The 12,935-nt window shown below is 63.1% G+C and carries 11 protein-coding genes; 9 read left to right on the forward strand and 2 right to left on the reverse strand.

Annotation, left to right across the window (positions count from 1 at the left end):
* Positions 1 to 145: 145 nt before the first annotated feature.
* Entirely contained in the window at positions 146 to 637 is a 492-nt protein-coding gene (locus OKW39_RS12155; RefSeq protein ID WP_090805519.1) for an Lrp/AsnC family transcriptional regulator, read from the forward strand.
* An 87-nt stretch (positions 638 to 724) separates the two neighbouring features.
* On the opposite strand, the gene OKW39_RS12160 is transcribed toward OKW39_RS12155, so the two are convergent.
* Both OKW39_RS12160 and OKW39_RS12165 read right to left on the reverse strand, forming a co-directional pair.
* Positions 725 to 1,261, reverse strand: a complete 537-nt coding sequence (locus OKW39_RS12160; protein ID WP_429335521.1) for a class IV adenylate cyclase — start codon at positions 1,259 to 1,261, stop codon at positions 725 to 727.
* Positions 1,262 to 1,497: 236 nt separating this feature from the next.
* Complete coding sequence (locus OKW39_RS12165) at positions 1,498 to 2,397, reverse strand: LysR family transcriptional regulator (RefSeq protein WP_429335520.1); 900 nt, start codon at positions 2,395 to 2,397, stop codon at positions 1,498 to 1,500.
* Between the two features lie 145 nt (positions 2,398 to 2,542).
* On the opposite strand from OKW39_RS12165, the gene OKW39_RS12170 reads away from it, so the two are divergent.
* The 8 genes from OKW39_RS12170 to OKW39_RS12205 all read left to right on the forward strand — a co-directional run bounded on the left by OKW39_RS12170 (position 2,543) and on the right by OKW39_RS12205 (position 12,838).
* A complete protein-coding gene (locus tag OKW39_RS12170; protein WP_429562764.1) occupies positions 2,543 to 4,096 on the forward strand; it encodes a CoA-acylating methylmalonate-semialdehyde dehydrogenase in 1,554 nt (517 codons plus the stop codon).
* Positions 4,097 to 4,246: 150 nt separating this feature from the next.
* Entirely contained in the window at positions 4,247 to 5,962 is a 1,716-nt protein-coding gene (locus OKW39_RS12175; RefSeq protein WP_429562765.1) for a GMC family oxidoreductase, read from the forward strand.
* A gap of 293 nt (positions 5,963 to 6,255) precedes the next feature.
* On the forward strand, positions 6,256 to 7,035 hold the full coding sequence (locus OKW39_RS12180; RefSeq protein WP_018418872.1) for an ABC transporter ATP-binding protein: 780 nt from the start codon (positions 6,256 to 6,258) through the stop codon (positions 7,033 to 7,035).
* On the forward strand, positions 7,032 to 7,790 hold the full coding sequence (locus OKW39_RS12185; RefSeq protein WP_429562766.1) for an ABC transporter ATP-binding protein: 759 nt from the start codon (positions 7,032 to 7,034) through the stop codon (positions 7,788 to 7,790). The genes OKW39_RS12180 and OKW39_RS12185 overlap by 4 nt, the downstream gene beginning before the upstream one ends.
* Positions 7,791 to 7,852: 62 nt before the next feature.
* The gene (locus OKW39_RS12190; protein ID WP_090802368.1) at positions 7,853 to 9,067 is read left to right on the forward strand and encodes an ABC transporter substrate-binding protein; all 1,215 of its coding nucleotides are present in this window, start codon (positions 7,853 to 7,855) and stop codon (positions 9,065 to 9,067) included.
* 189 nt (positions 9,068 to 9,256) lie between these two features.
* Complete coding sequence (locus OKW39_RS12195; protein WP_184036882.1) at positions 9,257 to 10,141, forward strand: branched-chain amino acid ABC transporter permease; 885 nt, start codon at positions 9,257 to 9,259, stop codon at positions 10,139 to 10,141.
* Positions 10,141 to 11,112, forward strand: a complete 972-nt coding sequence (locus OKW39_RS12200; protein ID WP_167368667.1) for a branched-chain amino acid ABC transporter permease — start codon at positions 10,141 to 10,143, stop codon at positions 11,110 to 11,112. Before OKW39_RS12195 ends, OKW39_RS12200 begins: the two co-directional genes overlap by 1 nt.
* A gap of 559 nt (positions 11,113 to 11,671) precedes the next feature.
* Positions 11,672 to 12,838 carry an ABC transporter substrate-binding protein gene (locus tag OKW39_RS12205; protein ID WP_429562767.1) on the forward strand — a complete coding sequence of 389 codons (1,167 nt, stop codon included), beginning with the start codon at positions 11,672 to 11,674 and terminating at the stop codon, positions 12,836 to 12,838.
* Positions 12,839 to 12,935 lie beyond the last annotated feature (97 nt).

Raw genomic sequence — 12,935 nt, forward strand, 5'->3', positions numbered from 1 at the left:
CTAGGCTGCAGTAAGACGAATTGCCTGAAATTGGTGTATGCGAGTGTAGAGCGGAGCACGTGCGGAAAGGGCGAAAGCTTCGCGTAAAAGCGGATGGTTATGCGATAATCGTGTGTTAAATGGCAGATTAGTGCGGGATATTATCATGCTTGAACTCGACCACTTCGATCTCGCACTGCTCGACGTGCTGCAGCGCTTCGGCCGCGCCACGCATCAGCAGTTGGCGGAGCAGGTGCCGCTGTCGCCGTCGCAGATCGGGCGACGCCTGCAACGGTTGGAACAGGTCGGTGTGGTGGATGGCTATCGCGTCGTGCTGCGGCCCGAAAAGCTTGGGCTCGGCGTCACCGCTTTCACGAGCCTGAAGCTGAAGCATCACGGCGATTCGATCATCGAGCAGTTTCAGCAGCAGATCGACTTGCTGCCCGAAGTGCTCGAATGTCACGCGGTCGTCGGCGATGCCGACTATCTGCTGCGCATCGTCGCGCCGGATCTGAATTACCTGTCGACCTTCGTGATGAAGAAGCTGATGCGCGTGCCGGGTGTCGATAGCGTGCGCTCGAATATCGTGCTGACCACGTTCAAGCGCAATGGGCCGTTGCCGCTCGGGCATCTGGCGCCGGGGGCGGCGGCGGTTTGAGGGTTCGAAGCCGTTGCCGGCAGTGCCGACTGACAGGAAGAGGGGAGCCGCGCATGCCTTGCCGCGGCCCCTGCGGTGACGGGATCTCTATGCCGCCCGCTGCGGCTCGTCGTCGGCATTCAGCAGATCGACATACGCGACCGGCACCAGATCCGCTTCCGATACGCCAAGGCTCTTGAACATCGCTTGTGCTTCCGCGTGGCCGCCTTCTTCGTCGTCGTCCTGCGCGAGCACCACTTCGAGTTCGACGAAATCGCCGAGACCGTCGACGCGATCCAGATGAATCCGCGTGCGCCCGCTCAGATATACGTGCCGCTCTTTCGAGACGATGCCGCGCGTGGTCAGCGCGGTCGCGAGCAGCGCATGCATCGCTTCGGGATTCGTCACCGGACTGCGCGTGTAGTACGACGCCTTCGGGCCGTCGCGGTCGTCGCGCTGATAGAAGATCAGCTCGGCCGGCGTGCCGTCGTCGAACTGGCGCAGCTTCAGGCGGCCGCGCGGCACGTCGTAGAAAAAGTCCTGCTGGCGGAAGATCAGCGGCGCGTCCGTCGCGAGCTGTGCGGCGCGCTCGCGCAGTTGGTCGAAATGCCGGGCGCGGGCTTTGATTTCGATGTTGCGTGCCATGTCAGGCTCCTGTGGATGGGGGAAGTGACCGGCGGCTCCGGAGTTGCTGGTGTTGCCAGGCGGAGGCCGCCGGGAAGGACGAAGCCAGGCGGAACGGAAAGCTGCGAGGGCGCTACGCGAGCGCAAACCGCTAATCTAGCAAAAACTTCGTGACGGAGCGGTTTCAGCTCGGCGGACAAGTGGAAGAGGGCGGGCATTAGCGAGGCTCATATCGCAACGCGTCAGACCGTCCCCGCTCAAATCGCCCACTGCTGTTCGATCAGCTTCAACGCCGCCGCGATCGCTGGCTCGTCCTTGCGCTCGTCGAGCGTGATGAAGCTCAGCTGCGTCGGCACCGTTATGCCATCGACGATCGTCAGCGCGTGCGCATGCGCCTCCGCGATCGCGGTTGCGTCGCGCGCAAGCGTGAGACCGACGCCCGATTTGACCAGATCGAGCATCGACGGCTCCTGGTCCACCTCGGCCACCTTGACCGGCTTCACACCGGCTTCGCGGAAACAGCGCGACAGCAGCCGGTTGTGCGCGGACGCCGGCGGCGTCCAGATCCACGGCAGCGCCGCGAGCGAGCGCCAGTCTCGCGCACCCTTCACGCGATCTTTCCAGCCCGCCGGCGCGAGCACGCGATACTGGAAATGCGTGAGCGTGACCGCGTGAAACGTGGCGCCGTCGTGCGTCTCGTCGTCGGCGGGCAGGCCAATGTAATAGCCGACGTCGAGCTCGCCCGCGCGAATCTGTTCCCGCACCCAGCCCGACATGCCGTGGCGCAGCGCGGTTTCGATCTGCGGCCAGGTCTCGACGAGCTGCTTCAGGAAACCGCCGAGGCGCAAAAACTCCGGGTCGAGAATGGTGCCGATGCGCAGACGCCCGCGTACTTCCTGGCGCAGCGTCTGCGCCGCCCGCTGGACGTCGGCTGCCGCGCCGAGCGCGCGTTCGGCATGCGGCAGCAGCGCCTGGCCGTCGCGGGTCAGCGCGAGCCCGTGCGAAGTCCGCGTGAACAGCGTCACCCCGAGCGTCTCCTGCAAGTGCTTGATTTGCAGGCTGACGGCAGGTTGGGTCAGATGCAGTTGCACCGCGGCACGCGTAAGGTTGCCCTCGCGTGCGACGGTGACGAAGGCCCTAAGGAGAGTGAGATCCATATGCTGATATTAGCGCGGCTTATAGCGCAGATGAGCATTACTTATTGGATTTGTCGCTCGTAAGGGCCGTACGCTTGGTGTTCAGCACGCTTGTGCGCGCGGCATCGCGCGCGAAGCGGAAGATTTCACAGGAAAGAGGAACGAGATGAGCGAGACATATTCCGACGCAACCGCGCAGGACGAAGCCGCACGCAGCGCGGCGAGTGCACGCGCGCTGAGCCATTTCATCAACGGCAAGACCGTCGAAGGCACGAGCGGGCGCTTCGGCGACGTCTTCAATCCGGCGCTCGGCAGCGTCAGCGCGCGCGTGCCGCTCGCGAGCGTCGCCGAGGTGGACGCCGCGGTCGCTGCCGCCAAAGCCGCGTTTCCCGCCTGGAGCGAAACGGCGCCGATCAAACGCGCGCGGGTCCTGTTCAAGTTCAAGGAACTGCTCGACCGTCATCACGATGAGCTCGCGGGGCTGATCACGCGCGAGCACGGCAAGGTGTTTTCCGACGCCAAGGGCGAGGTGATGCGCGGCATCGAGATCGTCGAATTCGCGTGTGGCATCCCGAATCTGCTGAAGACCGATTTCACCGATCAGATTGGCGGCGGCATCGACAACTGGAATCTGCGGCAGCCGCTCGGCGTGGTCGGGGGGATCACGCCGTTCAATTTCCCGATGATGGTGCCGTGCTGGATGTTCCCCGTCGCGCTCGCGTGCGGCAACACCTTCGTGCTGAAACCGTCCGAACGCGATCCGTCCGCGTCGAACCGGCTCGCCGAACTGCTGAAGGAAGCCGGCCTGCCGGACGGCGTGTTCAACGTCATGCACGGCGACAAGGTCGCGGTCGACGCGCTGCTCGTGCATCCGGAAGTCAGCGCGCTGTCGTTCGTCGGCTCCACGCCGATCGCCGAATACATCTACACCGAAGGCACGAAGCGCGGCAAGCGCGTGCAGGCGTTGGGCGGTGCCAAGAATCACCTCGTCGTAATGCCCGACGCCGATCTCGACCAGGCCGTCGACGCCCTGATCGGCGCCGCTTACGGCTCGGCCGGCGAGCGCTGCATGGCGATTTCGGTGGCGGTCGCGGTGGGGCATATCGCCGATGAGCTGATCGAGCGTCTGACGCCGCGCGTGAAGAACCTGAAGATCCTCAACGGCATGGAAGCGGCGGCGGAGATGGGGCCGCTCGTCACCGGCGCGCATCGCGACAAGGTGCTCGGCTATATCGACGCTGGCGTCGCCGCGGGCGCGAAGCTCGTCGTCGATGGGCGCGGTCATCAGGTCGCGGGGCACGAGAAGGGTTTCTTCCTCGGCGGCACGCTGTTCGACGACGTGTTACCCGACATGAAGATCTACCGCGAGGAGATTTTCGGACCGGTGCTATGCGTCGTGCGCGTGCCCGACTTCGCCTCCGCAGTCGAACTGATCAACGCGAATCAGTTTGCGAACGGCGTGTCGCTGTTCACGTCCGACGGCGGCATTGCACGCGCGTTTTCCCGGCAGATCGAGATCGGCATGGTCGGCATCAACGTGCCGATTCCCGTGCCGATGGCCTGGCATTCGTTCGGCGGCTGGAAGAAGTCGCTGTTCGGCGATCATCATGCGTACGGCGAGGAAGGCGTGCGGTTTTACACGCGCTACAAGAGCATCATGCAGCGCTGGCCTGACAGCATCGCGAAGGGCGCCGAATTCACGATGCCGGTCGCCAAGTAAGCTGGCGGCTTTGCGCGGCATCAAGTCGGCAAGCGCGCCAGGAAAACAATAAATGCGCAATAAAAGCGCAATAAAAGCGCTTCGCGGCGCACGCGTGGAAGCGATCGAGCAGCCACGCGTGCGCCGCAAAAATGCTTAGGAGGCTGAACGATGATTCATACCGACAGTACGCCTCGCGCCGCACGGCGACTCGCAGGCGAGTTCGACTACGTCATCGTCGGCGCGGGTACCGCCGGCTGCGTGCTGGCGAACCGGCTCACCGAAGATCCCGACATCCACGTGCTGCTGCTCGAAGCCGGGGGGAAGGACGACTATCACTGGATTCACGTGCCGGTCGGCTACCTGTATTGCATCGGCAATCCGCGCACGGACTGGCTGTACAAGACCCAGGCCGAGCCGGGTCTGAACGGCCGCACGCTGTCGTATCCGCGCGGGCGTGTGCTCGGCGGCAGTTCGTCGATCAACGGCATGATCTACATGCGCGGTCAGCGGGAAGACTACGACGAGTGGGCGCGTGTGACGAACGACAGGACGTGGTCCTGGAACGCGGTGCTGCCGGTCTTCAGGCGCAGCGAGGATCACCACGGCGGCGCCAACGAAGCGCACGGCGCGGGCGGACCGTGGCGCGTCGAGAAGCAGCGCCTCAAATGGAAGATTCTCGAAGAGTTCGCGCAAGCCGCGCAGCAAACCGGCATCCCCGCCACCGACGATTTCAATCGCGGCGATAACACCGGTGTCGGCTACTTCGACGTCAACCAGAAGCGTGGCATTCGCTGGAATGCGTCGAAGGCATTTTTGCGGCCCGCGTTGAAGCGGGAGAACCTCACTGTCATCACCGGCGCCCACACGCAGCGTGTCGTGTTCGATGGCCGCCGCTGCACCGGAGTCGAATATCGTGGCGGCGAGGTCGACTATCTCGCCAAAGCGCGTTGCGAAGTGATCCTTTCCGCCGGCGCGGTCAACTCGCCGCAACTGCTCGAATTGTCCGGTGTCGGCAATGGCGCGCGTTTGCAGAATCTCGGCATCGAGGTCGTTCAGGATCTGCGCGGTGTCGGTGAAAATCTGCAGGACCATCTGCAACTGCGCATGGCGTATCAGGTGCAGGGCGTGCGCACGCTGAATACGATGTCCGCGCACTGGTGGGGCAAGCTGATGATCGGCATGCAGTACGCGTTGTTTCAGAGTGGACCCATGTCGATGTCGCCGTCGCAACTCGGCGCGTTCGCGAAGTCCGACGCCGACAATCGCTCGCTGTCGCGACCCGATCTCGAGTATCACGTGCAGCCTTTGTCGCTTGATCGCTTCGGGGAACCGCTGCATCGCTTCAATGCGTTCACGGCTTCGGTGTGTCAGCTGCGCCCCACGTCGCGCGGCAGCATTCATATTGCGTCGGCCGATGCTTGCGCGCCACCGTTGATCGCGCCGAACTATCTGTCGACCGACTACGACCGCCACGTCGCCGCGAACGCGCTACGTCTGACGCGTCGCATCGTCGCGGCGCCCGCGCTCGCGCGCTATCAGCCGCGGGAGATCCTGCCGGGCCTCCAGTATCAAAGTGAAGAAGAATTGCAGCAGGCCGCGAGCGCGGTCGGCACGACGATCTTCCATCCGGTCGGCACCTGCCGCATGGGCACGACCGACGATCCCGCCGCGGTCGTCGACAACCGGCTACGAGTTATCGGAGTCGAGGGCTTGCGTGTCGTCGATGCGTCGGTGATGCCCAACATCACGTCAGGTAACACCAATTCGCCGACGCTGATGATCGCCGAGCGCGCCAGCGACATGATCCGCGAGGATCGTCGCGCGCGCGTGAGCGGCAGCATGGCCGCGCATACCGGTGTTGACGCGTCGATGTCAGCTGTGTGACATGACTCGGTGAGCGCACCGGTCCCGTTTTCCGCCGCGGACGTGAAGCGTGCGTGTGAACCGCGCGTCACATGCGCACGGCGCGGGCCTCGTTCCCTAAGTGCAAATCCCAATGATTGCGCTGCATCATTGGCGCGACAATGGCAGCCATGCTGCGTGCCGCGCCATGGCTCACCGTCCGGATTGGTGCAGCACGCCAACGAGCGGCAAGGGGTGCCGCAAAAATAACAAGTCGCGCAGAGCTTCGCGCGGAAAGATCGTAGTGCTTCGCCTTACTCCGTATGGAAGGGAACATGATTCTCGGCGATACGATTCTCGAAACGCGCGGCCTCACCCGCGAGTTCAAAGGCTTTGTCGCCGTGAACGGCGTGAACCTGCGCGTGCGCCGTGGCTCGATCCATGCGCTGATCGGCCCCAATGGAGCGGGCAAGACCACCTGCTTCAATCTCCTTACCAAATTTCTCGAACCCACCGCGGGCCAGATCGTTTTCAACGGTGTCGATATCACCGGCGAACGGCCAGCTCAGATCGCGCGGCGCGGCATCATCCGTTCGTTCCAGATTTCCGCGGTATTTCCGCATCTGACGGCATTGCAGAACGTGCGCATCGGGTTGCAGCGCTCGCTCGGCACCGCGTTTCACTTCTGGAAGAGCGAGCGTACGTTGCGCCGTCTGAACGATCGCGCGATGGATCTGCTGACCCAGGTCGGCCTGACCGATTTCGCCGATGTGTTGACGGTCGAGCTCGCCTACGGCCGCAAGCGCGCGCTCGAAATCGCGACCACGCTCGCGATGGAGCCGGAACTGATGCTTCTCGACGAGCCCACGCAAGGCATGGGTCATGAGGACGTCGATCGCGTGACCGCGCTGATCAAGAAAGTGTCGGCCGGACGCACGATCCTGATGGTCGAACACAATATGAACGTGATCGCCGGAATCTCCGACACGATCACCGTGCTGCAACGGGGTGAAGTGCTCGCCGAGGGCAGCTACGCGGAAGTGTCGAAGAATCCGCTCGTGATGCAAGCCTACATGGGCAGCGCCGACGCGGCGCTCGCCGGAGCCCACGCATGAATACGACGGTCGAGCGCGAAGGCCTCGAAGCGAACGAAACGAAAAGCGGCGCACCCGCGCTGGAAATCGCGGGACTGCAAGCCTGGTACGGGGAATCCCACATTCTGCACGGCGTCCATCTGTCGGTCGGCCGCGGCGAGGTCGTGACGCTGCTCGGACGCAATGGCGCGGGCCGCACCACGACGCTACGCGCGATCATGGGCCTCACGGGTCGCCGTACCGGCTCGATCCGAATCGACGGACGCGAAACGGTCGGCTTGCCCACGCATCGCATCGCGCATTGCGGCATCGGCTATTGCCCGGAAGAGCGCGGCATTTTTTCGAGCCTGTCGTGCGAGGAAAATCTGCTGCTGCCGCCGCCCGTCGGCGACAAGGCGCGCATGATGTCGCTCGAGGAAATCTACGCGATGTTCCCGAATCTGCACGAGCGACGCATGAGTCAGGGCACGCGGCTCTCGGGCGGCGAACAACAGATGCTCGCCGTCGCGCGGATTCTGCGCACCGGCGCGAATCTGCTGCTGCTCGACGAAATCTCGGAAGGGCTCGCGCCCGTGATCGTGCAGGCGCTCGCGCGCATGATCGTTACGCTGAAGGCGCGCGGCTACACGATCGTGATGGTTGAGCAGAACTTCCGCTTCGCCGCGCCGCTCGCGGATCGTTTCTATGTGATGGAGCACGGCATGATCGTCGAGCATTTCGGGGCTAGCGAACTTGAAGGCAAGATGCCGGTGCTGCACGATTTACTGGGCGTATAGACACGGACACACGCGCGCCCGACTGCCTCTGATAACCACAAGCGAAGAACCAGGAGACATGCATGAAAAAGAACCCACTCGCGCGAATTGCCTCACTCTGTTTTGCAGTCGCCGCCGGCACCGCACTGACGCTGGGCAGCGCGCAAGCGGCCGACGATGCTGTGAAGATCGGCTTCATCACGGACATGTCGGGCCTGTACGCGGATATCGACGGGCAGGGCGGTCTTGAAGCGATCCGGATGGCGGTCGCCGACTTCGGCGGCAAGGTCAACGGCAAGCCGATCACGGTGCTGTACGCGGATCACCAGAACAAGGCGGACATCGCGGCATCGCGCGCTCGTGAGTGGTTCGACCGCGACGGCGTGGACATGGTGATCGGCGGCACGAACTCGGCGACCGCACTGTCGACTAACACCGTCGCGGGCGAGAAGCACAAGGTCTATATCAACGTTGGCGCCGGCGCCGATACGTTGACCAACGAGCAATGCACGCCGTACACGATCCACTACGCATACGACACGACCGCGCTCGCGAACGGCACGGGCTCGGCCGTGACGAAGCAGGGCGGCAAGACGTGGTACTTCCTGACGGCAGACTACGCATTCGGCAAGGCGCTCGAAAAAGCGACCTCGGAGGTCGTGAAGGCGAACGGCGGCCAGGTGCTCGGCGAGGTGCGTCATCCGCTGTCGGCGTCGGACTTCTCGTCGTTCCTGCTGCAGGCGCAGGCGTCGAAGGCACAGATCCTCGGCCTCGCGAACGCGGGCGGCGACACGATCAACGCGATCAAGGCCGCGAAGGAATTCGGCATCACCAAGACGATGAAGCTCGCCGCGCTGCTGATGTTCATCAACGACGTGCACAGCCTCGGTCTCGAAACGACGCAAGGTCTCGTGTTGACCGACAGCTGGTACTGGAACAAGGACGCCGACACGCGTAAGTGGTCGCAGCGCTACTTCGACAAGATGAAGAAGATGCCGTCGAGCCTGCAGGCTGCCGACTACTCGGCGACGATGAATTATCTGAAGGCGGTGCAGGCGGTGGGCTCGACCGATCCGGACAAGGTGATGGCGCAGTTGCACAAGACGAAGATCGACGACTTCTACGCGAAGGGCTACATCCGTCAGGACGGCAGCATGATCCACGACATGTACCTGATGCAGGTGAAGACGCCGGCCGAATCGAAGGAGCCGTGGGATTACTACAAGATCACTGCGACGATTCCGGGCGACCAGGCCTTCACGACCAAGGCGCAGACCCGCTGCGCGCTGTGGAAGTAAGCGCGGGCGCAGTAAGCGGTCGAGGACCGCGCAGACCTGAGAGAACCGCCGGCGCTGCAGGGGCACGCGCTGGCGGATGACCGTTTCAGATGCCGCACGCGATGGGCAGCGTCGCCGCTCGTCGCGTGCCGGCCGGATCGTGCGTCACCGATCTCACCTTGACGATGGCTTGAAGGGCTAAGGGCTTCAATGGACATCTTTGGCGTTCCGCTACCGGCGATGCTGAGCCAGCTTCTGCTCGGGCTCGTGAACGGCTCGTTCTACGCGATTCTGAGCCTCGGGCTGGCGATTATTTTCGGCCTGCTCAACGTGATCAACTTCGCGCATGGCGCGCTGTTCATGCTCGGGGCGATGCTCGCGTGGATGGGGCTGTCGTATTTCAATCTGCCGTACTGGGTGATGCTCGTGCTCGCGCCGCTGATCGTCGGACTGGTCGGCGTCGCGATCGAGCGCTCGATGCTGCGCTGGCTTTACAAGCTCGATCATCTGTATGGCCTGTTGCTGACGTTTGGCCTCACACTCGTGATCGAGGGCGTGTTCCATTCGATCTACGGCTCGTCGGGCCAGCCGTACGATGTGCCGTCGGCGCTGTCGGGCGCGACCAATCTCGGCTTCATGTATCTGCCGAACTATCGCGCATGGGTGGTGGTCGCGTCACTGGTCGTGTGCTTTGCGACCTGGTTCGTGATCGAGAAGACGCGGCTTGGCGCGTATCTGCGCGCGGGCACCGAAAACCCGAAGCTCGTCGAGGCGTTCGGCGTCAACGTGCCGCTGATGATCACGCTGACCTACGGCTTCGGCGTCGCGCTCGCGGCGTTTGCCGGCGTGCTCGCCGCGCCGGTGATTCAGGTCTCGCCCCTGATGGGCCAGTCGATGATCATCACCGTGTTCGCGGTGGTCGTGATCGGCGGCATGGGCTCGATCATGGGCTCGATCCTGACCGGCCTGATGCTCGGCGTAGTCGAAGGACTCACGCGTGTGTTCTACCCCGAGGCGTCGGCGACCGTCGTCTTCGTGATCATGGCGCTCGTGTTGCTCGTGCGTCCGGCGGGTCTTTTCGGCAGGGAAAAATGATGCAGAGAAAGGTGCTCTACGGTCTGCTGCTGATCGTGCTGCTCGCGGTGCCGGTGCTCGGCATCTATCCGCTCTTCGTGATGAAGGTGCTGTGCTTCGCGCTGTTCGCGGCCGCCTTCAATCTGCTGATCGGCTATACGGGCTTGCTGTCCTTTGGTCATGCGATGTTTCTCGCGTCGGCCGGTTACGTCACCGGCTATGCGATGCAGACGCTCGGCTTTTCGCCGGAGCTCGGCGTGCTGAGCGGCACCGCGGCGGCGACGCTGCTTGGGCTCGTCGTCGGCTTCTTCGCGATTCGCCGTCAGGGTATCTACTTCGCGATGGTGACGCTCGCGCTCGCGCAGATGGTCTACTTCGTGTTCCTGCAGGCGCCGTTCACGCACGGGGAAGACGGGCTGCAAGGCGTGCCGCGGGGCAAGCTGTTCGGCGTGCTCGATCTCTCTTCGGACCTCGCGCTATATTTCGTCGTGCTCGCGGTGATCGTCGCGGCTTTCCTGCTGATCGTGCGGATCGTGCATTCGCCGTTCGGGCAGGTGCTCGTCGCGATCAAGGAAAACGAGCCGCGCGCGGTGTCGCTCGGCTACGACACCGACCGTTTCAAGCTGCTCGCATTCATCCTGTCGGCCGGCATTGCGGGTCTCGCGGGTTCGCTGAAGGTGCTGGTGCAAGGCTTCGAAACGCTGAGCGATGCCTATTGGACGATGTCCGGCCTCGTGATCCTGATGACGCTGGTGGGCGGCATGGGCACGCTGTTCGGGCCGTTGCTCGGCGCCGCGTTGATCGTGTCGCTCGAAGACAGGCTCGGCGATATCGGCGCGGCACTCGCGTCGATGACCGGCATCGACTGGTTCCGCTCGCTCGGCGAATCGGTGACGATCGTCACCGGGCTGATTTTCATCGCGTGTGTGCTGGCGTTCCGGCGCGGCATCGTCGGTGAGATCGTCGCGCGAGTGCGACCGTTGCGGGCTTGAGATTGGCTGTTTGATCCCGCCCGCGTGGTCGCTCGCTTGATGCAGTGCGATACGAAATTGCTTCGACCTCCGATCTAATTGCGGCTCATGCAGAAGGTCCGCTGGATCAAGGGCTCGGGCGAACCTGTGGCAAACCGTGTGACGAAATGCGCCCTACGCGCCCCAATCCGGTGCCGCAGTGCACCACTAGGGTAATTGCTAGTTGTGACTGTTGGGGGTGGTCGTTTAATCTTCATGCAGTTCTGATGCACCACGAATTTGCAGGTGGAGAACGAGGAGACAAGTGAGGCACTCAGTGCCCAGAAGAAAGCGCTGTTGGATTGATATCCAACAGCGCTTTTTTATTTGTGTTTATCGAATTTTTTGACGCAATCTCCCGGCTATTTCACGCGCCATTTTTTACTCTCCGTTAGCCGCTGGGGTAAACATCACAAGCCTGCGAAACGCTTGCAGCACGGCGCTTGCGTCCGCTACACTCGCTTATTCACCGACCACTGGGTTGGCAATTAAATCTGCGGATTTAATTGCAATTGAATAACGGGGTTAATAGAGGAGCAGGATGAAGTCGGCATTGCGTTGGATCAGCGCGGCATTGGTCGCCACAGGGGTCTCGGCTGCTTGGAGCGGCCATGCGTTCGCGGACGTGAGAATCGGCGTCACCGTGTCGGCAACAGGACCGGCCGCATCGCTCGGCATTCCGGAAAAGAACACGATCGCGCTGCTGCCGAAAGAAGTGGCGGGCCAGAAGATCGACTACATCGTCCTCGACGACGCAACCGATTCCACCCAGGCGGTCAAGAACGCCCGCAAGCTCACTAGCGAAGACCACGTCGATGCACTGATCGGCTCGACCGTCGTGCCGAACTCGCTCGCCATGATCGACGTCGCTGCCGAAACCTCGACGCCGATGATCTCTCTGGCCGCGGCCGCGGGCATCGTCGAGCCGATGGACGCGAAGCGTGGATGGGTCTTCAAAACGCCGCAAAACGACATTCTGATGGCCACGGCGATTGCGCAGCACATGGCCAATCACGGCGTGAAGACGGTCGCGTTCATCGGCTTTTCCGACGCGTACGGCGAGAGCTGGTTCAAGGAATTCAGCAAAGCCGCTGACCTCGCGAAGATCAAGATCGTCGCGAACGAGCGCTTCGCGCGCAACGATGCATCGGTCACGGGCCAGGTGCTGAAGATGATGTCGCAGAACCCGGACGCGGTGCTGATCGCCGGTGCGGGCACGCCGGCCGCGCTGCCGCAGAAAACGCTGAAGGAGCGCGGCTACAAGGACAAGTACTATCAGACGCACGGCGTCGCGAACAACGACTTTCTGCGCGTGTGCGGCAAGGATTGCGAGGGCACGTGGCTGCCCGCTGGCCCACTGCTGGTCGCCGAGCAACTGCCCGAGGCGAATCCGGTGAAGAAAAGCGCGCTTGCGTACAAGCATGCGTATGAAACGGCATATGGCGCGGGGTCGGTGTCGACGTTCGGCGGTCACGCATGGGACGCGGGTCTGCTGCTGCAGCATGCGATCCCGCTCGCGTTGAAGAAGGGGCAGCCAGGCACGCCGGCATTCCGCGAGGCGCTGCGTGCCGCGCTCGAAGGCACGAAAGATCTGCCCGCGTCGCACGGCATCTTCAACATGAGCGGGAACGACCATGCCGGCCTCGATCAGCGGGCGCGCGTGATGGTGCAGATCGTCGACGGCAAGTGGAAGCTCGCCGGCGACTGAGCGAAGGCTCTGCGCCACGGGACCTCATCGAAAAAGACGCGTGCGGTTGACGCGTCTTTTTTATTATCCGGGCCAGGTGTCCGCATCGCGCAAAAGT

The organism is Paraburkholderia sp. MM6662-R1, from assembly GCF_050436245.1.
GTDB classification, from domain to species: Bacteria; Pseudomonadota; Gammaproteobacteria; order Burkholderiales; family Burkholderiaceae; genus Paraburkholderia; species Paraburkholderia tuberum.

What these genes read in the sequence shown, in the direction of transcription:
- OKW39_RS12155 (WP_090805519.1), top strand. Translation starts at nt 146, where the DNA reads ATGCTTGAACTCGACCACTTCGATCTCGCACTGCTCGACGTGCTGCAG.
- OKW39_RS12160 (WP_429335521.1), bottom strand. Translation starts at nt 1,261, where the DNA reads ATGGCACGCAACATCGAAATCAAAGCCCGCGCCCGGCATTTCGACCAA.
- OKW39_RS12165 (WP_429335520.1), bottom strand. Translation starts at nt 2,397, where the DNA reads ATGGATCTCACTCTCCTTAGGGCCTTCGTCACCGTCGCACGCGAGGGC.
- OKW39_RS12170 (WP_429562764.1), top strand. Translation starts at nt 2,543, where the DNA reads ATGAGCGAGACATATTCCGACGCAACCGCGCAGGACGAAGCCGCACGC.
- OKW39_RS12175 (WP_429562765.1), top strand. Translation starts at nt 4,247, where the DNA reads ATGATTCATACCGACAGTACGCCTCGCGCCGCACGGCGACTCGCAGGC.
- OKW39_RS12180 (WP_018418872.1), top strand. Translation starts at nt 6,256, where the DNA reads ATGATTCTCGGCGATACGATTCTCGAAACGCGCGGCCTCACCCGCGAG.
- OKW39_RS12185 (WP_429562766.1), top strand. Translation starts at nt 7,032, where the DNA reads ATGAATACGACGGTCGAGCGCGAAGGCCTCGAAGCGAACGAAACGAAA.
- OKW39_RS12190 (WP_090802368.1), top strand. Translation starts at nt 7,853, where the DNA reads ATGAAAAAGAACCCACTCGCGCGAATTGCCTCACTCTGTTTTGCAGTC.
- OKW39_RS12195 (WP_184036882.1), top strand. Translation starts at nt 9,257, where the DNA reads ATGGACATCTTTGGCGTTCCGCTACCGGCGATGCTGAGCCAGCTTCTG.
- OKW39_RS12200 (WP_167368667.1), top strand. Translation starts at nt 10,141, where the DNA reads ATGCAGAGAAAGGTGCTCTACGGTCTGCTGCTGATCGTGCTGCTCGCG.
- OKW39_RS12205 (WP_429562767.1), top strand. Translation starts at nt 11,672, where the DNA reads ATGAAGTCGGCATTGCGTTGGATCAGCGCGGCATTGGTCGCCACAGGG.